Annotated in this window: 22 protein-coding genes; 10 read left to right on the forward strand and 12 right to left on the reverse strand. The window is 52.3% G+C overall.

Features of this window, described 5'->3' with window-relative positions; all coding sequences use genetic code 11:
- The first annotated feature begins 1 nt into the window (after position 1).
- Together AB1656_12645 and AB1656_12650 are read left to right on the forward strand one after the other, a co-directional pair.
- Complete coding sequence (locus AB1656_12645; protein MEW6236226.1) at positions 2-1,273, forward strand: asparagine synthetase B; 1,272 nt, start codon at positions 2-4, stop codon at positions 1,271-1,273.
- A 231-nt stretch (positions 1,274-1,504) separates the two neighbouring features.
- Entirely contained in the window at positions 1,505-3,019 is a 1,515-nt protein-coding gene (locus AB1656_12650; protein MEW6236227.1) for a formylglycine-generating enzyme family protein, read from the forward strand.
- Positions 3,020-3,295: 276 nt separating this feature from the next.
- Here the strand turns inward: AB1656_12650 and AB1656_12655 are convergent, their stop codons facing one another.
- The 8 genes from AB1656_12655 to AB1656_12690 form a co-directional block, all read right to left on the reverse strand.
- Positions 3,296-4,666 carry a sigma-54 dependent transcriptional regulator gene (locus tag AB1656_12655; protein ID MEW6236228.1) on the reverse strand — a complete coding sequence of 457 codons (1,371 nt, stop codon included), beginning with the start codon at positions 4,664-4,666 and terminating at the stop codon, positions 3,296-3,298.
- 424 nt (positions 4,667-5,090) lie between these two features.
- Positions 5,091-6,812: an ATP-binding protein gene (locus tag AB1656_12660; protein MEW6236229.1), complete on the reverse strand. Its 1,722-nt coding sequence runs from the start codon at positions 6,810-6,812 to the stop codon at positions 5,091-5,093.
- A gap of 413 nt (positions 6,813-7,225) precedes the next feature.
- Entirely contained in the window at positions 7,226-7,498 is a 273-nt protein-coding gene (locus AB1656_12665; protein ID MEW6236230.1) for a hypothetical protein, read from the reverse strand.
- Positions 7,499-7,514: 16 nt separating this feature from the next.
- A complete protein-coding gene (locus tag AB1656_12670; protein ID MEW6236231.1) occupies positions 7,515-7,790 on the reverse strand; it encodes a BrnT family toxin in 276 nt (91 codons plus the stop codon).
- 116 nt (positions 7,791-7,906) lie between these two features.
- A complete protein-coding gene (locus AB1656_12675) occupies positions 7,907-9,067 on the reverse strand; it encodes an adenylate/guanylate cyclase domain-containing protein (GenBank protein ID MEW6236232.1) in 1,161 nt (386 codons plus the stop codon).
- A gap of 13 nt (positions 9,068-9,080) precedes the next feature.
- On the reverse strand, positions 9,081-9,548 hold the full coding sequence (locus tag AB1656_12680; GenBank protein ID MEW6236233.1) for a TIR domain-containing protein: 468 nt from the start codon (positions 9,546-9,548) through the stop codon (positions 9,081-9,083).
- Positions 9,549-9,680: 132 nt separating this feature from the next.
- On the reverse strand, positions 9,681-9,971 hold the full coding sequence (locus tag AB1656_12685) for a hypothetical protein (protein MEW6236234.1): 291 nt from the start codon (positions 9,969-9,971) through the stop codon (positions 9,681-9,683).
- Between the two features lie 55 nt (positions 9,972-10,026).
- Positions 10,027-10,344 (reverse strand): hypothetical protein, encoded by a 318-nt coding sequence (locus AB1656_12690; protein ID MEW6236235.1) that lies wholly within the window; start codon positions 10,342-10,344, stop codon positions 10,027-10,029.
- Positions 10,345-10,756: 412 nt separating this feature from the next.
- Between AB1656_12690 and AB1656_12695 the strand changes: the two genes are divergently transcribed.
- The 7 genes from AB1656_12695 to AB1656_12725 all read left to right on the forward strand — a co-directional run bounded on the left by AB1656_12695 (position 10,757) and on the right by AB1656_12725 (position 18,539).
- Positions 10,757-11,038 (forward strand): BMC domain-containing protein, encoded by a 282-nt coding sequence (locus AB1656_12695; protein MEW6236236.1) that lies wholly within the window; start codon positions 10,757-10,759, stop codon positions 11,036-11,038.
- Positions 11,039-11,158: 120 nt separating this feature from the next.
- The gene (pduL, locus tag AB1656_12700; protein ID MEW6236237.1) at positions 11,159-11,827 is read left to right on the forward strand and encodes a phosphate propanoyltransferase; all 669 of its coding nucleotides are present in this window, start codon (positions 11,159-11,161) and stop codon (positions 11,825-11,827) included.
- Between the two features lie 180 nt (positions 11,828-12,007).
- Positions 12,008-12,877 (forward strand): hypothetical protein, encoded by an 870-nt coding sequence (locus AB1656_12705; protein ID MEW6236238.1) that lies wholly within the window; start codon positions 12,008-12,010, stop codon positions 12,875-12,877.
- A 21-nt stretch (positions 12,878-12,898) separates the two neighbouring features.
- On the forward strand, positions 12,899-14,323 hold the full coding sequence (locus tag AB1656_12710; protein MEW6236239.1) for an aldehyde dehydrogenase family protein: 1,425 nt from the start codon (positions 12,899-12,901) through the stop codon (positions 14,321-14,323).
- Positions 14,324-14,790: 467 nt separating this feature from the next.
- Complete coding sequence (locus tag AB1656_12715; GenBank protein ID MEW6236240.1) at positions 14,791-17,922, forward strand: alpha-mannosidase; 3,132 nt, start codon at positions 14,791-14,793, stop codon at positions 17,920-17,922.
- 132 nt (positions 17,923-18,054) lie between these two features.
- The gene (locus tag AB1656_12720) at positions 18,055-18,237 is read left to right on the forward strand and encodes a hypothetical protein (protein MEW6236241.1); all 183 of its coding nucleotides are present in this window, start codon (positions 18,055-18,057) and stop codon (positions 18,235-18,237) included.
- Entirely contained in the window at positions 18,234-18,539 is a 306-nt protein-coding gene (locus AB1656_12725; GenBank protein MEW6236242.1) for a type II toxin-antitoxin system RelE/ParE family toxin, read from the forward strand. The genes AB1656_12720 and AB1656_12725 overlap by 4 nt, the downstream gene beginning before the upstream one ends.
- Before the next feature lie 35 nt (positions 18,540-18,574).
- Here the strand turns inward: AB1656_12725 and AB1656_12730 are convergent, their stop codons facing one another.
- Together AB1656_12730 and sppA are read right to left on the reverse strand one after the other, a co-directional pair.
- Positions 18,575-18,844 carry a hypothetical protein gene (locus AB1656_12730; GenBank protein ID MEW6236243.1) on the reverse strand — a complete coding sequence of 90 codons (270 nt, stop codon included), beginning with the start codon at positions 18,842-18,844 and terminating at the stop codon, positions 18,575-18,577.
- Between the two features lie 158 nt (positions 18,845-19,002).
- Positions 19,003-20,112, reverse strand: coding sequence for a signal peptide peptidase SppA (gene sppA, locus AB1656_12735; protein ID MEW6236244.1), 1,110 nt, complete (start codon positions 20,110-20,112; stop codon positions 19,003-19,005).
- Positions 20,113-20,165: 53 nt separating this feature from the next.
- On the opposite strand from sppA, the gene AB1656_12740 reads away from it, so the two are divergent.
- A complete protein-coding gene (locus AB1656_12740) occupies positions 20,166-21,236 on the forward strand; it encodes an MraY family glycosyltransferase (protein MEW6236245.1) in 1,071 nt (356 codons plus the stop codon).
- 58 nt (positions 21,237-21,294) lie between these two features.
- Here the strand turns inward: AB1656_12740 and AB1656_12745 are convergent, their stop codons facing one another.
- Both AB1656_12745 and AB1656_12750 read right to left on the reverse strand, forming a co-directional pair.
- On the reverse strand, positions 21,295-22,071 hold the full coding sequence (locus AB1656_12745) for a hypothetical protein (protein ID MEW6236246.1): 777 nt from the start codon (positions 22,069-22,071) through the stop codon (positions 21,295-21,297).
- Between the two features lie 174 nt (positions 22,072-22,245).
- On the reverse strand, positions 22,246-23,544 hold the full coding sequence (locus AB1656_12750) for a DUF1015 domain-containing protein (GenBank protein ID MEW6236247.1): 1,299 nt from the start codon (positions 23,542-23,544) through the stop codon (positions 22,246-22,248).
- Positions 23,545-23,623 lie beyond the last annotated feature (79 nt).

Consider the following 23,623-nt stretch of genomic DNA (forward strand, 5'->3'; position numbering starts at 1 on the left):
AATGAAATCTCTTTTTTTCTATTCGATAGCGTTTCTTATAGCGGCGTCCACTGTCTGGGGCGAGGGGATTTTGATCCCGATGGAAGAATCCTCCCAGACGAATCACCTAAAAGCCTATGGCGTAACCTATTGGGCGCTGCAAGCTCCGCGCAAATACAAATGCGAGTGGCTCTTGAACTATCGCGGCGGCTCTTTCCTCATTTATGAAACGCAAAACACTCGCAGCCGCGCCGCTATGAAGGGCGTAACCGCCATTCCCGTTTCCGACGCCGAAATCGCCTCCATTCACGCCGCCATCGAAAAAGAGAACATGGAGGTCGTTCCTTTGGAAAAAGCGCCCAAGGTGGCCGTCTACACCCCGCCCACTGCCGATCCATGGGACGACGCCGTCACCCTTGCCCTCGAATACGCCGATATTCCCTACGCCAAAATCTGGGACGGCGAAGCGTTGCGCGGCGAACTTCCCCGCTACGATTGGCTGCATCTTCACCATGAGGATTTTACCGGCCAGTACGGCAAGTTCTACGCCAGCTACCGCAACGCGCCTTGGTATCAGGCGCAGGTTCGGGAATTTCAAGCCTCCGCCCGCAGCGCCGGGTTCAACAAAGTAACGCAGCATAAAGCCGCCGTCGCCAAAACCATCCGCGAATACGTCGAGCAGGGCGGCTTTCTCTTCGCCATGTGCGCCGCCACCGACTCTCTCGACATCGCTCTGGCGGCGGAAGGCGTCGATATCGTCGAAGCGCCCATCGACGGCGACGGCGTCACGCCCGGCTATCAGGAAAAACTCGATTTCTCCAAGACATTGGCGTTCCAGAATTTTAAATTAATCGCCAATCCCATGATTTACGAGTTTTCCGATATCGACACCAGCCCTAGCGCCGTCACCGAAGGCGCGCGCTACCAGGGCGACGTTTTTCAACTCTTCGAATTCTCCGCCAAGTTCGATCCCGTCCCCACGATGCTCACTCAGGATCACGTCATGAAGGTGAAGGATTTCTGGGGCCAGACCACCGCCTTCCGCAAAGCGCTGCTCAAACCGAACCTCATCGTCCTCGCCGACTTCCCCGGCTCCGGCGTGGCGAAATACATCCACGGAGTGCGGGGCAAAGGCACCTTTACCTTCCTCGGCGGCCACGATCCCGAAGACCCCCGCCACCTCGTCGGCGAAAAAGACACGGACCTCACCCAATACCCCAACTCGCCGGGCTACCGCCTCATCCTCAACAACGTCCTCTTCCCCGCCGCCAAAAAGAAGCCGCTGAAAACGTGATTCATTCATCATTCCAATGGGGTGGCAAGGGCAAGGCGTCAGCCTGCCCTTGAGGGATCAATCAAAGGCAGACTTCGTCTTGCCTTTGCCGCCCCGTCCATCCTGCATTTTTCATCATTCATCATTCATCATTATATTCATGCGCCATCCCCCCCTTTCCGTAGACTAGAGTAGGTTCACAGCAGAAAATAGGCCCCATCCGGCAAATCGATAAAGAAGGAGATGATAATTATGAAACGCGATATCTTCTTGGCGCTTTTCTGGTTAATGGTCTTGGGAACGGCGGTTATTGCGGCCAATACGGCGACGGTCGTTGCGAGTTCAGCCGCCGACCGCCTTTTGTTCGATTTTTCGGGCAATACCGTCCAAGAGAACCAAGTCACGCTGATGGGGGCGGGATTCGGACAGTATCCTTTCGCGAACGCCGCTTTTGGGGCGATTCCCACGGATCATGCGTTCAAGGGCGCGACGGACGGCAAGGGGTTGATCGTCCAGGCCGATCCCGGCGAAGGGATTATGATTTTTACCCCGCCCATTAAAACAACTAATTGCGCGTTGCTTCGCTGCTCTGTTCGCGCCAGCGCGTCTCACGCTTCCATCTATTTGGCGTCCGTCGATCTGGGCGAGAATGTTTTCGTTTCCACCCTTACCGTTAATAATGGAAATTATTTTGTGGATCAATACAGAAGACTCGCCGATTTCTTCTTGCCGCCCTCCACCGGCTTTCAAGGGATCGTCCAAATCATCAACACTAGTAAAACTGAACCACTTACGGTTTATGTGGATAACCTGGAAGCGCTCTTCATGAGCGCGGATAAGATCGAAGCCGCCGTTTCGGAAATTACTGGCGAGACTGAAGCGCCGGAAGCGACTTCGACGCCCGTTCCGCCAGTGGCAACGCCTACTCCTACACCTTCGCCGGGCGGCGAAACTTTTACCGTTTCTCTAACCAACCTCCCCGCCGGCGCCAAGCCGCTGGAGATGGTTCTCATCCCGGCGGGAACGTTCATCATGGGAAGTTCATCGACGGAACGCGGACGATATAAGGGACGTGACTGGTATCCTCACCAAGTGACGCTAACTAAATCTTTCTATTTGGGGAAATGCGAGGTGACGCAGGCGCAGTACCAAGCGGTGACGGGGAGCAATCCGGCGCGATCATACGGCGTTGGGGCGAATTATCCGGTTTATTATGTTTCTTGGTACGACGCGGCGAAGTTTTGCAATGCGCTGAGCCGGAATGAAGGTTTGACGTTGGTGTATACCGAAAGCGGCGATTGGGCGGCGAACATAAGCGCCAACGGTTATCGATTGCCGTCGGAAGCGGAGTGGGAATACGCCTGCCGGGCGGGAACCACTACCCGGTTTTCGTTTGGCGATGCGTTGGAGTGTGATGATTCATGTGGTTTTTGTGAATTGGCGGATAAACAAATGTGGTGGTGTGGAAATAATACTTATGGGGGGAATGTTTCTGGAACTAAGGAAGTGGGGAAGAAGTTGCCCAATCCCTGGGGCTTGTACGACATGCACGGCAATGTGTGGGAATGGTGCAGCGATTCGTGGCAGAGTCCGACAAATCGAGGCGCTCAAGTAGATCCAGCGGGACCGAATTCTGGAAGTTATTGGGTTCTGCGCGGCGGCTACTGGAGCTACGACCTCGGGATCTGCCGGTCTGCGGATCGGGACAGCCGCGACTCGGACTACACGTACTACTACGTTGGTTTTCGGGTTTCCAGGACTCCGTAGCCCTAGGCGCTATTACCCTGTTACCCTTTGCGCTTGAACGCTTTTCACTTTTTTTGCTGCGCCGAAGGCGCAGCTCGCGGGGAATTTTTTGAACCACGAAAGCGCGAAAGGCTCGAAAAGCACACAAAAAAAGCCGTTCTTCGTGAAATTCGTAGAAATTCGTGTTTTCGTGGTTCGGACGGAAGAGTCGGGTAGGGTGGGATCAAAGCGAAGCGTAGCCCACCATAATTTCCGCCTGATATAGCCCTCAAACCACGTGTGGTACTCCGCCAAGGATCATTCCCCCCGCAAACCGTAGCGCGCCATTTTGCGTTGGAGAGTGCGGCGGTCGATGGCGAGGATTTCGGCGGCGTTGGATACGTTGCCTTGGGTGAATTCGAGTGTCCGTTGGATGTGGGCTTTTTCCGCTTCATCTAACGTTGTGGGAGAGCAAGTTTGATCCGTCTTGATAGCAGGCGCTTCGCCGGAAAAGCTGGGCATGGAAAGAATGGAGGCGACAGCGTCCGCGGCGATAACGGGAGAGTTGGTCAAGAGGACGGAGCGCTCGCAGATATTGAAGAGTTCGCGTACGTTTCCCGGCCAGTTATAGCGTTGGAGAAGCTGCATTGCTTCCGGCGAGAAGCGAATCCCCTTCGCCGCGCCGGGCGAGCGCTGGAGAAAGGATTCGATCAGCAAGGGGATATCCTCCCTGCGCTCGCGCAGTGGGGGAGAATGGACGACGAGAACGTTTAGGCGATAGTAAAGGTCCTCGCGGAATCGTCCGGCGGCGACCCATTCGTCGAGAGGGCGATTGGCGGCGGCGAGGATGCGGGCGCTGGTGGTCTGAACTTTGGTGGCGCCCAGCGGGCGAAACTCGCCGGTCTCGATGACGCGCAAAAGGCTGGCCTGGACGTTGGGGTCCATGTCGGCGATTTCGTCAATGAATAGCGCTCCCCGGTCGGCGACGGAGAGCAAACCCTCCTTGTAAGCCGTGGCGCCGGTGAATGCGCCGGAGACGTGGCCGAAGAGTTCGTTCTCCAACAATTCGGGTTTTAGCGTAGCGCAATTGACGGCCACGAATGGATGCTCGCGCCGTTTACCCTGAAAATGCAGGGCGCGGGCGACCAGTTCCTTACCCGATCCGCTCTCGCCGGTGATGAGAACGGGCGCGTCGGCGTCTTTGATGCGGTTGATCAGATCGAGAAGGCGGCGGATGGGCGGACTCTGGCCCACGATGCCGTGAGAGGCTTCCGCGCATTGGATGGCGCGGCGCAAGCGGCGGTTTTCGCGCTGAACGCCGCTTTGTTCGACGGCTTTTTTCAGATAGATTTCCAATTGGGAGATGTCGCAAGGCTTGGTCAGGTAATGGAATGCGCCGAGTTTGATAGCGTCGATGGCCGTGTCGATGGAGCCGTAGCCGGTAAGCACGATGACCGGCAAATCCGGCACAGATTCGCGCAGACGCTCCAACAGCGCCAAGCCGTTCATGCCCGGCATATTCAGATCGATGACGGCGGCGTCGCAGTCGGATAGCGATTCGTTCCTCAGCGCTTCTTCGCCGTTGGCGGCGTATACAGCGGAATAGCCGCGCCGCTCCAGCGCCCGCCCCGCCGTTCGCAGAAAGACGGCGTCGTCGTCAACCAGTAGAATCGTTGCGTGATCGTTCATGATTTTAAAAACGGCAATTGGTAACTCACGGTAAGCGATTTAATGGAGATTGGTATATTTTTTTTGATTTTTATTTACTAACTCATGTTACGCGCTCTAGGAGTGCGGACGTCTCGTCCGCAAGTTGGAGCAGCCTATACAACGCAGCGCATAGGTTTTATTTTTCGTTGCGTTTTCGAATCACGAAATCGCGAAAAGGCTCGAATTCCACGAAATTTTTGAATCACGGATATCGAGGATTCTTTGGGATTTCACGGATAAATCTTTTTCGCAGCGCGATTCCTTACGTCGAATGCGGTTCTTTTCTTTTTTCGCGTCTTTCTTTTTTCTTTCGTGGTTTCGTGATTCAAACGACGAGGAAAAGAGATTCCTTTTGATTTTCCCTAGCGCGTAACATGAGTTACTAACCACTCGTCACTTTTCACTAATCACTGCTTTTAGAATGATGCGCCGGGAGCCATATTTTCGCCGTCGTTCCTTCGCCGGGACGGCTTTCGATTTCGAGACGCCCGCCTAAATCTTGCATGGTTCCGTAGGATACGTAAAGTCCAAGACCGGCGCCCTTGCCGATGGGTTTGGTTGTGAAGAAGGGTTCGAAAATGTGGGGCAGGTCTTTTTCGGCAATGCCGCAGCCGTTATCGGAAATGTGAACGCCGGCGGCATTGTTTTCTTGAAACGTCGCAATCGTAATTTTCTTCTCTCGCTCCAATCCTTCCACGGCGTCGATGGCGTTGACCAATAGGTTGAATACTACTTGTTGCAGGCCGCTGGTTTCGGTGAGAATTTCGGGAATAGCTTCATCATACTTTTCCGCTAGCGCCACTCCCCGGCATTTGGGGCGCACCAGTTCCACGGCTTGGTGGACGATTTCGTTGAGCGATCCGAAATCGCGCACCCGCTCCGGCTGGCGGGAGAAATTGAGCAAACCTTGGGTAATCTCCTTGCAGCGCAAAATCTGCTGGTGAATGGTCTGAAGCGCCTCGTCCACTTCGTCCGGCGGCGGACATTGGCGAGCCGCGATCGCCGAACGGATGATCTCGCGCGTCTCCTCGGCGAGAATGCTGATGGTTCCCAACGGAGTGTTGATTTCGTGCGCCACTCCAGCCGCCAGTTGCCCGATGGCCGCCAAGCGCTGGGCAAGCGCCCATTGCGTCTGGTTTTTTTTCTGTTCCGTAACGTCGAGGACAAGCTCGATTAATTGAAGCCATTCACCCTTGGAATTGCGGATGGGCGTGAGAATAATTTCAAAATCGCGAACGCCTTGGCCGACGGTGGGCAAGCGCATCTCGAAATAGTGTTTTCTTTCCGAATCCGGCGCGGCGGTCGTTTCCGCCAGGCGTCGGTATTCCTTGGCGGCGCCGCCGACGCGGTAACATGCCGACGCCTCGTCCTTGCCTTCGGAACCGAACCAGGCTTCGAGACGGCTGTTAACCCATTCCAACTCGCCCTGGCGGCCGATGACCAACATGCCGGTTTCCAAATGGCGCAGGATGTTATCGAGTTTGTCCAATTCTAATTCCGCCTGGCGGCGGGCGGCGCGCAGCTCCTTTTCGCGCTTGCGCAGATCGTTCATGATGACGGAGATGAAATAAGCGGTGATGGCCGTGGTCAGGACGAAACTGAGGGGAGCGCCGATCACGTGAAAGGAAAGGCCGCCCGCCCGCAGCAACCCTTCCTCGCTCAATTTCATATCCACGGGGACGACGTAATTGGAAAGACCTTGCAGCGCGAAGCAGATGGTTACGAAGACCGTAATGAACAGGCTTTCGCGGCGCGTGAGAATAATGCGGGCGAGAATAACGATGAAGAAATAAAACGTGAAGAAGGGATTGATGAATCCTCCCGTCACGAAAAGAATCAGGGAGAAGGCGATCACGTCGAGAACAATCTGGCGGAAGGCGATGCGGGGATCGAATTCCAGCGTTCGTATTTTCGCCGCATAATAAAAATTGTAGAGAAACATGCCCGCCGCCAGGGCGAGTACGACATGGACGGGAAAGCGCATTCCCAATCCATACCGCCCAATCATGGCGGCAAAGAGGACGCCGCCGATGGCGTGCCAGCGCAGGCCGGTCAGCCAGACCAGGCGGCGGCGGAGAATGGCTTGCGCATCGTTATGAGTAATATTGATTGGATCGAGAACCATGAAGCCATTTTCGCGTAGTTCTCAGGAAGGCGCAATAGGGCGCGGAGCGGTTTGATCAAATGCGTAGTTGAATCACGAAACCACGAAAAAAAGGAGAATACCACGAAGTTTTCGAATCACGGATTTCACGGATTATTTATGATTCCATGGAAAGAGGAATATAGATAACGTATTTTATGCTTTTCGAAAACTTTCAATAGTTCTCTGAAGTCTGGACTCGTCAGCATGTTTCCCTCGAATCAAGAAATAATCGTTTAGCATATCCTCGACGGCCTCAAAAATGGCTTTGTCTCCCTGCGATTGCCAAAAGCGGATATCGAAGGAACGGTTATCGTCCATTATGCGTTGGTAATTTTCTTCTATTTTTCTCATTTTTTTCTATAGGTGAACGTTTCGGAACGAAGGCTGCGAGTTTACTTCGCCTTAGTTCTACCCTTTTTGGGCAGCAGTGGAATTAAACACCGTAAAGCCTTATTTACAGATTCCGAGTCGGGAAAATACGCTCGAATATCAGGTTCTAAAATCACAACGCCTTCCTTTGGCATTACGTCTTTAACAACGGTCTCGCCATCCGCTTTATGAATAGTGATCGTATATCCCGCTTGCACGTCCCTATAATGCTTGCCGCGCGCTCCGCCCGTAAAATCGTATTCTGCGCGCATGGCGGTATCTTCTTCCTTACTCATCCTCTTCTTCATAACGTTACCGCTCTGATAAAATCGTCTTGCGATAACTGATTATACGAATATTCGACTTGCGCTCGGTGTAAACCACCACTAGCACACTGCCTTTGTCAGAACTGCCGATGTTAATATACCGTTGTTCATCCGCGGAATGGTCAGGGTCATGTATTGATATTGAGTAGGGATCGAAAAAAACCGTTATGGCTTTATTAAAACTGACTTTGAGCTTTATGAAATTCGTTTTGGCTTTTTTTTCATCCCACTCAAAGTTTAGTTCCTTTGCGGTTCCTTTGATCTATAAGCCTAACGCTATGATAAACCGGCTGGCAATGGAGCGTAGCGGAATTACCAGCCCGAGTTGAAGCATTTGTTATGCAATCTGCTATCATTTTTTGGTGCATAGGCATTCTCTCATTTTGTGAGTTCGTTTTCAGTGCTTTGGTAAAGATATTGAAGACCCTCAACATATGTTTCATAAATGGCTGACGGTTTCTTACCGATCCAATAGATATCATATCCAGGACAATTTGGTGCGGCTACATTCCATACATAGGGACTGATGTGTATCTTTCCATCAGGACGTTCCCAATCAATATATGAAGCCCCGAAGTATGGTGGCTCTTTGAATAGTCCAAGTTTGAAATCAGCGTCAGTGAATTGCGTCTTCAATTTGGCGAACAAATCCTTCCACTTTTGAACGCAATCCTTGACTAGTTGAGGAGTTGCTTGTGGTTTGGTCAAGTGAAGATTCGCATATACGTCAGGTGCGGGCATGAACACCCAAAAGCGTTTGAGTTGTTTTGAGAACTCGATTTCGCCTTCATTGAACTTTGATATAAACCTATCGCCAGTGAGTTGGATAAAGGCGATGTTGGTTCCTTTGTGAATCTGCTCACTGAAAGAGCCAACGACTTCCTTGGGCAGGGGTGTCAAGGTTGTCAACATCAATTGTTTCGCAATCGGGTCATCATTCGTCCAATAAGGCTGTGATGGTTCAAGCGATAGTTTGTAAACGAGTATTTGAAGACCATGCTTTGCATATACTTCTATTGGCCCAAGAAAATCAACTTTAACATCCTCAGAAAACAGAGGAGTGTTACAAGAAGGAGATTCACTTCCGACATATTCCCTAAAAGCTGCTTCCGAATAGAGGGTCTGACGTGGGTTTGCTGCATCCATCACCCGTTGTCCATAATTTATTGTATCACCGCATAAGTTAGCTTTGCCATTGATATCGGTGACGAGTTCGACAGCGCCGACATGAACACCAACTCTTATACTTACTAAATTATGAGGTGAGGACTGGTTGTTTGCCCATTGATGCATTCTGAGAATAAGGTGCAAAATAGTGGTGTGGCTCCAAGGGTGGTTAGTTCGATGAAGAAATGCCAGTGCGAGGCCATCGCCAGTCGGCAATGCAATAATACTCGGTGTATCCAACGGTGGGATCAACAATGTCCGCAACTCATGTACAACCTCGGATGTAAGAGACTCAACAAGTCGACGCTGTTCCGCTGTTGGCTTCTTGGAAAAGCTGACTATATCTGTGAATAAAATGGTAGCAGCGGACATTAACATTTTCTCCTTATTCATCAGGATCTTGATCCAACCATTTATCAAGATTAACTGGATCCCAAGTCAACTCTTTTGTTGATCGACCCATAAGGGCACTTGGCATTTTAGCGTTGTCGCAACCCTTAAGTTTCATTCCGCGGATTCTTTTCCAAGTATTGTCCCCCGAAAGGTCTTTTTTCATTTTGAAGAAGTTATCAATCTCCCATTCAACCCACTCACTCTTATGAGTATCATCTCCTATAAGGACTACAAGTTTTGAACACTTTTCAAATTTCTTGAGAATTTCATCTCGCACTGGTTTTGACCGATTGTCGCTTGGAGGGTATTTGATAGGCTTACCACTTCTGTCTATGACAGGTTCTTTCAATGAATGATCACGAAAATCTAATGGATGCTTGGGATTGTTATTGAGCAACTTAAATCCTCCTACCTGTTTTTGGTCATCATGATCAAAGCTGACGAATACATTCGCTGTCATGACTCATACTCCTTTCAGTTTTAGTATCGTTTAACAATAATTATATTAATCCGCATAAGATACGTAAAGTATCCCCGCCAACATAATACGCTGTTGGATTATCGGACAGAGGCGTACAAACCATTGAAAATTCTAGTACTTGCGTTCCGGCTTCGCGTACTTGTGGATGACTCCTCGCAGTTGAGCTTGTTCCCGCAGTTGGCACGCATAGACTGAACTGTCGCCGATATCGTCGCGATCTTGCCATAAGCCGATCAATCCCGACTGGCGTAAGCGTCCTACGGTCAAACGCTTGCTCGGCGTAGGGGCCGTAGGTTGCGGGAAAACGATGATCTCTACAGACTGTCCTTTCTTATAGGGCAAGCCTGTGAGCAACAATTCTCCATCCTTCGCCATGACTTGTTTCACCTGAACGGCTTCCATTTTACGATACCTCCCTACCTGTAAGACTAACGCCCCGCTTAACCGGCTTTCGATTTCATGCTGGCGCGAGTCGTCCGTCTTCCGTGACAGCGATTTCCGTTGTGCGTCCGGCGGCGAGGTCTGCGCGCGCCTCATGAGCCATTTCGATCATAGCCTGCTGCGCCTCTGGCTTTGCGAGCAATTGCTCCCATTTCTTATCGGCCTCGGAGTTTTGTTCCTCGTATACGGCAGGCTCGTTAGGCTTAACTACAAGTGAATGAAGGAAACGCGCGAAATCAATCAATTCCGAGACGCGTTCAGGCGGGAGCGTTCTCACAATATTAAGAAGCATTTTCTCGTATGAAGTTGACTGAATCTCTGCTTGCTTTGTCATCTTTTCACCTCACGCAAAATGGAAGGGCGTGACTGCACGCCTAACAATAATAAGGGTGATCCTCACAAAATGCGGAGTGTTTCCCTGCCCGCATAATCCACTGCTTAATTATTCGGATAGAGATGCGCCAAACAATAAATCCAATTATTTGCTCGATTATTTCTTCTATATTCGTACAGGCAGCATCTCTGCAACTTTTGAAGTAAAGTATAGCAGATATTACGCTTGATTATAGCCCAATTTTCCCGTTCTTTAACGAGGAAATAGCCCTAACGCTTTTATTCGGCTTGACAGGCGGGCGGGGGATTAGTAGTCTCCACATAATATAAACGCACTCCGTTTTCTCGGTGGAGAAAACGGTTCGAACCTCAATAAATCGAGAAACGTACATCAAGAAATGGAGGATAATCCCGTGGAAGGTAAAGCCCTGGGACTCGTTGAAACTCGCGGATTGGTTGGCGCCATCGAAGCCGCCGACGCTATGGTGAAAGCCGCCAGCGTAACGCTCATCGGCAAGGAAAAAATTGGCGGCGGCTACGTCACCGTCATGGTGCGCGGCGACGTCGGCGCCGTAAAAGCGGCGACGGATGCGGGAGCGGCGGCGGCGCGCAAAGTCGGCGAAGTGGTTTCCGTTCACGTCATTCCCAGACCCCATAGCGATATCGAAAACATACTGCCCTCCAAAGGGGAATAAGGTTAACGGACCGCGCTTTTCTTCGCGGGCCAAAATCCGAATCTTGATTGCTAAAGAGAACGATGTTTGTCCCAAGCGTGGCCGTTACGCCACGCTTGTTTTCTTTGGGAACGCGAAATCATGGCCTATCCTCCAATGGACGCAGCCCTTGTGGAACAAGTAACGCGCCGAGTCGTCGCCCGCCTGCGCGAGGCGGGCGGCGCGAGCTTGTCCGAAAAGCGGTTGGTTATGGTCAACCTGTCCGTTCGGCACGTTCATCTGTGCCGGGAGGATTTGGATGTCCTATACGGCAAGGGCTTCGAATTGGAGCCGCGCAATCCCCTCTACCAACCGAGCGAATACGCATCCAAGCAATCCGTTACTCTGGTGGGACCGCGAATGCGCTGCTTGGGGGAAGTGCGGGTACTCGGTCCCTTACGCCAGCATACTCAGGTCGAGGTATCCCGAACCGACGCCATCTACCTCGGCGTCGATCCGCCGGTGCGGCCTTCGGGCAATCATGAAGGCAGCGAGCGATTGATCCTGGTAGGCCCCGTGGGCGTCGTCCATTTGCAACGAGGCGTTATCATCGCTAACCGGCATATCCATCTTTCGACAAAATCGGCGGAAAAATGGGGACTGAAGGACAATCAAATCGTCAAAGTCCGCGTCGACTCGGAAAAGAAGACGCTGCTGGAAGACGCCCAACTGCGGGTCAGTGAAAAATACCTGGACGAGATGCACCTCGATACGGACGACGGCAACGCCTGCGGCCTGCGCGGCGGCGAGATGGTGGAAATCGTTCCTTAAAAAAAATTTATAAGGTATGCGAGTTTTTTTTCTCCCCCAAGATGGGGGAGAAACAGAGGGGGTTGATGCAGCCCGACGACAACCCCCCTCTAACTCCCCCCAAGTTTGGGGGGAGAAATGAATCATCTCGTTTACTCACATAATAAGTAAGCCTAAAAATAGCGATCGAAACGAGAAGCGATGGATTCAAGCACCCTTGAACGCATCATAACGGAAGAAGTGAATAAAATCCTGGCCGAACGTCGGCGAGGAGACGATGCCCTTCTTCCTCCCGATCAAAACGCAACCCTCGACTCGTTCGCCTGCCGGGGGCCGTCGTGCAGCGCGCCTGCGGCTTCTCTTGCCCCCATGAAAAAGGCGACGCCTCTTCCAATAGATGGCCCCGCCATTCTCGTTCTTTTCACGGGAGCGCGGGAAAAATGGGACGTCTTAACCGCCGCTTTTCGCATATGGCGGGAAGCGGGAATGCGGCTGGACGCTATTTTTTCCGATAGCGCCAAGTATGTGATTCCCATCGCCGAAGTTGAAGCGCTCGGCTTCCGCATGATCGATCAACCGGCGGAATTGAGCGAAATCATTTACGATATGAAGCGGTATGTTTCCGTCTTCATTCCCTCCATCAGCCGCACCCACGCCGCCAAACTGGCGTTGGGAATTACCGATAACGTTACCTTGAACTTGATGCTCGCTTCTTTAGCGCAGAACGTTCCCACTGTGGCGTCGGACGATGGATTGGGAGCAACCGCCTGCCTCGTATGCGGCAACCAGGTTCCAGGCATTCAGGAAATTTTGAGCAAATACCGCGAACAATTAGCTGTTATGGGATTGAAACTGCGCCCGGCGGAAGAGGCAGTGAAGGAAATCGGGCGGATAGCGATTAATAAAGCGGAGAGCGGCCCCGATTTGATAACCGCCCTGGTTACGGAAGAAGACGCCATTAAATTAAAGGGGCCGGTAGTGAAAGTCGCCCGCGGCGGATTGATTACGCCGCTGGCTATGGAATATTTGACGAAGCAGGGCATCGAAATCGTCATTGTTCCGCAACGCTAAAGGGAGACGAATCGATTCGAAATGGATGAGCAGCATATAGCGGAAATCGTGAAGCGAGTTTTGATGGAAATGCAGCAGTCTCCCCCAGCGGGCGGCGGACATGTCGCCACCTGCGCGGGCGGAGCGGTCAGCGGCGGACGGGATGGCGTATTCGAAGATATCGATCAGGCTATCCAAGCGGCAAAAACGGCGGCCGCCCTTTTCTATAATGTTCCGATGGAAGATCGAAAACGATTTGTCTCCATCATCCGCGAAACCTCGCGCCAGAATCTTCATCCCTGGGCGGAATTGATTGTCCACGACACCGGCATGGGCCGCGTCGATCACAAGATAATAAAAAACACACTCGCCCTGGAAAAAACGCCGGGGCCGGAGGATTTGGAAACTACTTGCCTGACGGGCGACAAGGGCATTATGTTGCAGGAATACGCCCCCTTCGGCGTCATCGGAACCATCACCCCTTCCACCAATCCCGTCGCTACCGTCATCAATCATTCCATCGCCATGCTTTCCGCTGGAAACTCCGTCGTCTTTTGTCCCCATCCCGGCGCGGTTCAATGCACGCTGGAAAGTATGCAAGCCATTAACCGCGCCTTGGTCGCCGCCGGAGCGCCCGCCAACTTGTTGACTTCCGTTCGCGAACCTAGCTTGCGCACGGCGAAACGGGTTATGGAGCATGACGACGTGAAACTCCTGGTCGCCACTGGCGGCCCCGGCGTCGTGCGCGCCGCTCTATCCAGCCCCAAGCGGGCGATCGTGGCGGGACCGGGCAATCCCCCCGTCATCGTCGACGAATCGGCGGATCTCGTCCATGCGGCGCAATCGATTTACGCCGGAGCCTCCTTCGATAACAACATGCCTTGCATCTGCGAGAAGGAATGCTTCGTTCTCAGCCAGGTTTATGACTCATTCATTTCCGCCATGCGTCAGCAGGGCGCCTATTTATTGGATAAAAGCCAAACCGATGCGTTGACCAACGTCATCGTTACTCCCGACGGCCACGCCAACCGCGATTATGTGGGCAAAGACGCCGCCGTTATCGCGCGAGCTATCAATGTCGCTGTTCCTACCAATTGCGAACTCCTGATCGCCGAAGTGGACGCCATGCATCCCTTCGTTCAAATCGAATTGCTGATGCCGGTTTTGGCGATCGTCCGCGTCCAAACCTTTGAAGAGGCGATGCAAAAATCGCTGCAAGCGGAACACGGCTTCGGCCATACGGCGATCATCCACAGCCGCCTCGTCGACCGCATCACCGCTTTCGCCAAGTTGATGCGCGTCAACCTCTTCGTCGCCAACGCTGCTTGCGGCGCCTGTTTGGGCAATGGCGGAGAAGGCTGGACGGCGTTTACGATTTCGGGAACTACGGGCGAAGGGCCTTGTACGCCGAAAACGTTCAGTAAAATCCGGCGTTACGCCGTCGCCGATTCGCTTCGTTTCGTGTAACTGGAATTAGTTAGTTATAAAATCGTCTGTCGAAGGGTTGTTCTGCCTGTTTCATACCATTGCTCCATCTCTTTGTATTCTTTTTCTATAGAAAATGGGGAAGGGGAGGCGTATGTTCAGATTTATGAAGGGGAAAATTTCCTTACGGATTCGTTTTTACGATATATTTGGGGATTGAACTGGAGAAAGAATTAAAAAATAAAATTTTTTTGTTATACTTCATATTGTATAGAAGACATATTTAATAGTACAATTTATAAGCGTTCATAATTCATTGATTCAAATGATTTCTGGGAATGTCATTCGTTTCGATTTTTGAGATGCGATTGGCCAATTCAAGATTAAAAAAAATATTTTTTACTATGCGATGCGGATCAGCCGGGCGCGGTAAATTCTTGCTTAGACGGTTTTCAAGCGCTAAATGGTTTGGATAAATTTCTATCCAAAAAGGTTGCCGGTAATTTACGATGAAGATGCTCCTTGACCGTATTCAATCCCGATTAAAAGAATTCGAGCAGCATCAATTGATGTATGCTTATAAACAATCGATCGAAAAAATCCGTTACGCCCAGGAACCTTTAAACAATCCCATGGATTTTTCCGAAAAGAGCGGCGTATGGAAGAATATGCGGGTAGGCGATGGCTGGCCGCAATTCGAAACTTATTATTGGATGCATGTTCCCGTCGTTATCCCTCCTTCCTTCGCCGGGCAAACCATCGATCTTCGAATCGCTTTATCGAGGGAATATACCCTGCACACGCCGGAAGGATTGGTCTACGTCAACGGCGAGTTGCGTCATGGGATCGACCGCAATCATTGCGCAATTCGTCTCGCCGAATCGGCTAAGGAAGGCCATTCGTTCGAAGTCGCCATCCGTGTTTATACCGGCGAACCCTATCAATTTCTCAAATTGAATAACCTGCCCCCTTATCAACTGGCGGAATGTTCGATCGCCGTTCTGAATCGGGACGCGCAGAATTTTTTCCATCTAGCCAAAACGCTTACCGGCGTCATTCTATCGCTCCAAGAAGATTCCCGTCTCCGTTGGGAGATGATGACGCTATTGGGCGACGCCTTCAACCGCATCGACTACAAACATCCGCGTTCCGAAGAATTTTATCGATCGATCCGTGACGTATTGCGTCAGTTGAAACAACAATTGAAAACGTTGGACGCTCCCCCCGCGCGGGAAAAAGTAACCTGCATCGGCCATGCCCACATCGACGTCGCCTGGTTGTGGACGCTGCGGCGGACGCGGGAAAAGGCGGTGCATACCTTCTCCACCGTCTTGGATTTGATGGAGCGCCATCCGGATTATCGCTTTTTCCAAAGCCAACCCCAATTGTATCAGTACGTCCGAGAAGAAAATCCCGCTCTTTTCCAACGCATTCTAAAGCGCATCAAGGAAGGCCGTTGGGAAGCGGACGGGGGCATGTGGATCGAATCGGATTGCAATTTGGTTTCGGGCGAATCGCTGGTGCGGCAATTTCTCTATGGCCGCCGTTTTTTCGAAGAGGAATTGAAAACGAATTGTTCCATCCTTTGGCTGCCCGACGCTTTCGGTTTTAATGCAGCGCTGCCCCAGATTATGCAAAAGGCCGAGATTCCCTATTTCATGACCACGAAGATTTCATGGAATCAATACAATCCCATGCCGCATGATACCTTCCGCTGGCGCGGTCTCGACGGGACGGAAGTCCTGGCTCATTTCATCAATACCCCTTCCGGCCAGTGGTTCAAGACGTATAACGGCCTCTTAACGCCGGAAGAAATTCAAGGAACGTGGAGAGACTACCGCCAAAAAGACGTCAGCGGCGAAGTGCTGCTCGCCTTCGGCTACGGCGACGGCGGCGGCGGACCGGTGGAAGAGATGCTGCTCTGCGCGGAAAATCTGAAAAACATGCCGGGATTCCCCCAAACGGAGCAAGGGCGCGCGGACGCCTTCTTCCAGCGTAAAGAGAAAGCGCGGGATCGGATGCCGGTTTGGGAAGGCGAACTTTATCTGGAGTATCACCGGGGAACCTATACCTCCCAGGCGCAGAATAAGAAATTCAACCGGGAAGCGGAATTGCGCATGCAACAGGCGGAATTCGTCGCAGCACTCGCCGCTTTGGCGGGAGAAGAATATCCGCGAGATCGCTTTCGGGCGATTTGGGAAAAAATCCTGCTCAATCAATTCCACGATATCATTCCCGGCTCTTCCATCCGTCAAGTCTACCTGGACAGCGCGGATGATTACGCCTGGATTCAGGCAGAGACGGAACGGATCGTTGCGCAATCCGGCAAAATCCTGGCGCAACGCTCTCAGCGCAAGGACGAAGTTTTTACGCTGGTAAACACATTGAGCTGGCGCCGCAAAGAGCCTTTTCTCATTCCTCTGCCTGACAGCGCCTGCGAAGCGTACGCCAGCGGCGGCGCGGCGGCGGAGACGCAGATCGTCGAAACCGTCGGGGGAGGGAAATGGCTGCTGATGGAAGGCGCAGCGCTGCCGCCGTTGAGCGCCAGCGTTTTTACTCCCGCGCCGGACGCCGCGCCGATGGAGCGGACGCTGAAGGCCGTGCGGCGCCGTTTGGAAAATTCGATGCTGCGGATTGAATTCAATGCGCGGGGAGAGATAGTGTCTCTCTATGACAAAGAAGCGCAGCGCGAAGTCCTGCTTCCTGGCCAATCGGCGAACGTTTTTCAGGCCTTCGAAGACAAGCCCATCGCTCACGACGCATGGGATATCGATATTTTCTATCAGGACAAATTGCTCTCCACCGGCGATAAGGCGGAAATGTCCGTCGTGGAGGAAGGGCCATTGCGCGCTACGATCCGCGTCAAAAAGACTATTCTCGACGGAACCATCGAACAGAATATTTCCCTCTATCGCCGTTCCCGCCGCATCGATTTCGATACGCGCATCGAGTGGGTCAACAAAGACGTATTGCTGAAAGCCGCTTTCCCAGCGGCGATTCGCGCCGTATCCGCGACCTACGACATCCAATTCGGCAATATTCAGCGCTCGACGCATTGGAACACAAGCTGGGATTGGGCGCGCTTCGAATCCTGCGCTCACAAGTGGGTCGATCTATCCGAAGGCGATTACGGCGTGAGCCTGATGAACACTTGCAAATACGGCCACGACATCCGAGGCAATACCATCCGGCTGACGTGCATCAAATGCGCCGGAGCGCCCGATCCCCTCGCGGACGTGGGCGTTCATCATTTCACTTACAGCCTCTACCCCCATCAAGGCGGTTGGCGCGACGCGGCGATTCCCCAGCGCGCCTACGAACTCAATTCGCAGCCGCTCATGCTTCCAGGACGCTTCTCCCATCCAATGTTGGTCGAAGGCGAATCGTTCGTTTCCGTGGATAAAGAACACGTCATCCTGGAAACCGTTAAATGGGCGGAAAAAGAAGACGCCGTCATCGTCCGCCTGCACGAAGCCTACAACCAACGAGGCCCGGTAACCCTCCAATTCCACCGCCCCCCAAAAAAAGCCGCCGAATGCAACCTGCTCGAACGCCAAGACGAACCTATAAAAATCGAAGGAAACCGCATCCAATTCTTTATCAAACCCTACGAAATCCGCACGGTGAAGGTCAAGTTTTAGATAATCAATGCCTAAGTACAAATTGGCGCCTTTTTTATCCGGGGTATCCGTGATTCGAAGACGAAAATCAGTTAGAATAGATTTTACGAATTGCGCAGCTAGAAAATTCTGGCGAGAAAGGGGATCATCGAAATGAATCCTCTCAAAGAAGAAGCCCAAAAACTGATCGAATTATTGCCCGAGGATGTTACTTGGGATGACATTATGTATGAATTTTATGTACGAAAAAAAATCGACTCGGCGATCCAAGCCGCGGAAGATGGAAGAATTCTGTCTCACGATGAAGTAAAAAAGAGATTGCTGAAGTCGATATGATTTACTGGACCGACATCGCTCTTGCGGATATGGAAAATATTCGGGAATTTATTGCTCGCGATTCGGAATATTACGCCTTGCGGTTTATAGAGAAAATGATCGAGTCGGTGGAAAAATTGCGTTGGTTTCCCGCTATGGGACGCAAAGTTCCCGAATATAGAGAAAAAGAAATTCGAGAAATCATTTTTCAAAGTAACCGGATTCTCTATCGCGAAGAATCCAACGATATTTTAATTCTTACGATTATCCATGCTGGACGGGATTTGGAAAGAATAGAACCAAAACCTTGGGAAATTCTGTGAATGGGAATTGGCTGGCCCGAATTGGATTTGATATCTCATGAAAAACCTAATCTGCGGCGCATTTCATCCAAAGAGACAATATCTTTTCCCCCATTGTTTTTCATGGCTTCATAGCGCCGGTCGGCTATAGCTGCATCTTCATCCAATCCGAGATCGTTATCCAAACCATCAATAAATTCCAAGACTTTTTGCATCTGTTCGGATGGGAGGCTGGGTGGCAAAGGCAAGGCGAAGCCTGTCTTTGATCTTGGCGGGATGGATGGGTAATAGGGCAAAGTACTTTTAATCTGCCCTTGTTTTCTCACTTTTTGTCCGAATCATGATAGCCAGGATGAAAGGATGCTCAGGATAAAAGATAACGAAATCCCGGTCATCCTGAAAATCCTGACGATCCTGTTTCGGACAATTATTTCCAATCGTTTCCTTCATCAATAGCATCAATCGAACGCCTTGCCTTCCCCCCTCAATACGGAAACCGGTATTGGAGCGGCGAGTAGTTGGTTTTCGCCGTAAGGGCGGCCAGGCCTTGCGAGATCAGATCGAGCCATCCGAATTCTTTCGGTTTTTTCTCGATAACCGTCGGCTTTCCGGGAATGCCCGCCAATTTCGCGGCCTGGCGGATGGCGTCGTCGAGAGCGCCGATCTTATCCACCAAGCCGATTTGCTGCGCCTGGCGTCCGGTGTAAATTTTCCCTTCCGCCAATTCCTTCGCTAAGGCAAGAATGGTTTTTTCGTCCGGTTGCAACGTTGCTTTTTGGGTTTTGGAACTATCGCTCGATTCCGCCGTGGCGTCTTTCACGGGGGCGGATGCCTGGGTTCGATCGTATTGCGCTTTCTTTTCTTGAAAATCGCCCAGGATGCCGCGCACGGCGTCCGTAAAGGGATAATTGCCGCTGACGCTGGATGGATTCCATTCCCGCAGCAGTTTGGAAAGGCTTTCCTTGCGTCCGTCGGCGACCGCTTCGAGGAATTGCTGGTAGGTGTCGTCGATGACGCCTTGCATCATTTCCCGTTCTTCGGGCGAAAGAGGACGTTCCATCGAACCGAAATCTTTATACTTTCCCGCTTTGACCGTCTCGTAGCCGATGCCGATTTTGTCCATCAAATCCTTCGCCAAAAGAAATTTGGAATAGACGCCGATGCTGCCGGTCAGCGCGCCGGGAGCGGAGACGATATGATCGGCGCCGCAGGCGATATAATAACCGCCCGACGCCGCTACGGAGGCGAAGGAAGCGACGACGATTTTGCCGTGCTGTTGGCGGGCGTCGCAGACAGCTTGGTATAAATCCTGGGAAGGACCCACCGCCCCGCCGGGGCTGTCGATGCGCAGGACGATGGCTTTAATGGTTCCGTCTTCCTGGTAATCCTTGATCTGATCGATCCATTCCTCGGCGTCGTAGATCAAGCCTTCCACCCGCACCAGGGCGACTCGCTTTCCGCCCAGAATATGAGGCGACGCGCCCTGCATGACCAATATCGCCACCGTGGCGAACAAGCCAACAAGAACGATGACGACGAAAAAGAACGTCAGGAGAAGTAGAATTCCCGTACTTTTTTTCACGATCGGCTTCAACCTTTTTCCGTTTTACCTGTATGATAATAACGCGATGGATTTCGGACAATAGGATGCCCAGCGAATATTGGATTATTCTCTTCCTCAGCGCCGCCGCCTCTTTCGCCGCTACGCCTTGGTTGCGGCGAATGGCGCTTCGGCTCGATATTACCGATCGTCCGTCGGCGCGGAAGATCCATGCCCGTCCCATGCCTTATCTCGGCGGACTCGCCTTTCATATCGCCATGACCGCCGCGTTGGGATACGTTTTTCTCTTTGCGCCCTATATGCTCGGCGTCGGCGAGCTGCGCGAGCGGCTATTGATATTATACTCGGTCGCCGCCCTCTTTTTACTGCTAGGCGTCGTGGACGACATTAAGCCTATTCCCGCTTCTTTGAAGTTGCTCGTCCAAATCGCGTTGAGTTTCCTCCTTGTTTCTTCCGGCTTCGGCGTCGCCCAAATGACCAGTCCCTTCGGCGGCAGCCTCGTCTTGGGATGGCTGGGGTATATACTCTCCCTCTTTTGGATTCTGACCATTGTCAATGCGATTAATTTTATCGATGGGCTGGATGGGTTGGCGGGAGGAATCGTATTCTTCGCCGCCCTGGCTAATCTCCTCATCGCATTACATCCCTGGCAGAATTTCGTATGCATCATTTCATTGATCCTCATGGGAGCGGTATTGGGATTTCTTCCCTATAATTTTTCGCCCGCCAAAATCTTTATGGGCGACGCGGGAAGCCTCTACTTGGGGGTTTTGTTGGCGGGAAGCGCCTTGGAAAGCAATGTTAAAAGCGCGACGATGTCTTCCTTATCTTTGCCGGTGGTGATCCTTTCCGTCCCCTTGCTGGACGCCTTTTTGACCGTCATCCGCCGCGGCCGCAAAGGGCGGCGGTTTTTTACGGCGGATCGGGAGCATCTGCATCACCGCTTGATCCGGCTGGGATTTTCGGATCGGCAGGCGGTGCTGTCCGTATACGGCCTCTGTTTTCTGCTTTCGATGTCCGCCGTGTTCGCGGCCCAGTTGCCCAATCGCTATTCGATCTTGTTTTTATTCGTTTTTCTGGCGGCGGCGGGTTGGGGACTAGCCGTGTTCAACGCTTTCGAACGCCGCATGATTGGCGGCGAGCGGGAAGAGGAATGATATCCAATAGCGAAAAATCAAAGGCAAGCTGCGCTTGCCTTTGCCACCCGGCCCAGCATTAGCAACGCAAGCGATATGTCAAGGCGGCAATAAAAGCGATAATCAAAAAAGCGGCGACTCCCAGCGAAATATATTCGACGGTGTGATTTTTCGGCCTTTCTGCATCCCGCTTTGGCGGCAATTGCAGCGGCAAAACGGCGCCGGATTCGGAAGATTCCGGCAAGGTTACTTTGATCTTGATCCCTTCCGTAGCGGGAACAAAGCCGGTTTTGTTGAGAATCTCATAATCGAATGGTTCGTATTCCGCATAGGGTACAAGCCCCTCGTAAACGGCGCCGTTCATCGTTTGCGCTTTGATCTGCTTCCAGCCGGGCGCCTTATTTACATTCGTATCTTCATATGAGAAATCGAGCGGAATCCCGCGCGGAAGATCTTCGGACAAAGAGCATAAGAAGCCGATATCGATTTTAATGACGCTGATGTCGTTATGGCCAAAGCTAGCGTAAGCGTCGCCGGTCTTGTACTCCAATTTCAAATCGCGTCCCCCCAGCCGCACAATCTGTCCCTGCGCGTATTGCTGCGCCATCTTCTCGATAAAAGCGCCGCGCTCCGCTTCCGTGATTTCGCCGTCGTTGTCGGGATCGAGTTCTTTCGCGGCGCGTTCGGTGGGATTAACGCCAAGTACGGTCGAATACATGATGACGAGATGGGATGGCGCGAACGTCAGCATGGCGAAGCGGTCGACGCTTTCGGGATGCAGCGCATGAGAATCGGCATAGGGCGCAGCGCAGAGAAGGCCAAACGAAGCCCAAAACGCAATAAAGACGATTCTCACGAAAAACCTCCGATTATACAAATCTGCATTGAGATCGCCGCTTTTCAAATTCCTCTCCCAAGATGGGGAGAGGTTAGGTGAGGGTTGATATTATTAGACTTATTATTCTCTCACCCTAACCCTCTCCCAGAGGGCGAAAGAATATATAAGCAATAATCCTAACGCATTCTTGTATTACTCCACGGAACGCAGCACCAGACCTGTAGGAATCTTGGGATAGAAATCGGTCGATTTTTGCGGCATCCGCACGCCGGTCAGCGAAACGTCGAAAACGGTTTGCGGAGAGATGCCCGCCAAGAGAAAAGCCGCATCGCTGGCGCCTTGCCGCACTCGATCGGCCGCCTCCTCCTCGTCGCGGACGTAGCGCACCGCTTCGCGCAGCGCCTCCTCCGGCAAATCGAGACAGGCGGCGAAGAAATGGCGGTGCAGGATGGCAACATTCAAATCGCGCAGACTTGCGGGGATGGCATCCATCGACGCAGGAGCGGCATGGGATTTCAACGTAAACATCGCGGCGTCCTGGCGCGACAGAACGGCGATGCTCCGGTTTCGGCCCGCTAAAGCCGAGCGCAGCGCCTCGCCCGAAACTTGGCGAATCGGTTCGATGTCGAAATCCGGCGCCGCCTTCTCGCGCAGCCGGTCGAACCAGCCGTTGGGCATGTTGGATAAAACGCGATGCGTGGGCAGAACCAACAGGCCGGGATCGGCGATGGGGACGATCAAAACCAGAAGGCTTCCCCACGCTTCGCGGCGGGGGTCTTTTCCCGTCTTCTCTTTCATCTCCCGGCAATAGTTCATCGCCGTTTCGTAGCGGTGATGGCCGTCGGCGATAACCAATTCCCGCCGTTGCAGAAATTCCTCGGCGGTTCGCAATTCCTTTTCGCCGGATATCCCCTCCAGGAGATGCTCCTGGCCGTCCAAATCATGGAAATGAATCAGTCTCTCTCCGGCGAGAGAGAAGATGGAATCCCACTCCGCCCTCCCGCCGTCCGCAATTAAAAAGATCGGGGAGAGATTGGCCTTCGCCGCCCGCAAGAGGCGCAGGCGGTCGGCTTTGGGACCCTCGAAGGTGTATTCGTGAGAACGAGGTCCCGATTGTTCGCCGAGTTGAAGCGCTCCAAATAAGCCCGTGCGGTTATAGGCATTTCCCCGGTAAGAAAAGGTTTGTTTATAAACATAAAGTTGGGCCAAATCGGTTTGGAGGATATTCTCTTTTCGCCATTCTTGATAAAGCCGGGCGGCGGAAGCGTACCAGTCTAGCGATTCGGCGTCGGTGGATTGGGTAACGGTGTCGATTTCCTTATCCCCCGGCGGCGGCAGGATGAGACGCACGACGTTGCGTTCGCTGCGCTTCCACAATTCCGCCCGTTCGGCGGCGGTTATTTTGTCGTAGGGCGGCGAGATCGCCCGCGAGAGGTCTTTCGTCTTTTCTGGGTTGAAGCGCAATCCGGCAAAAGGGGAAATGATAGCCATCGTTCGACTCGCTTATTATTAATGATGTTGTAGGCGTATGCCCGTGGATTCAGAGACGTAGGATGGGCCGCGTCGTTTG

It is taken from the genome of Candidatus Omnitrophota bacterium, from assembly GCA_040755155.1.
In the GTDB taxonomy this organism is placed as follows: Bacteria; Hinthialibacterota; Hinthialibacteria; order Hinthialibacterales; family Hinthialibacteraceae; genus JBFMBP01.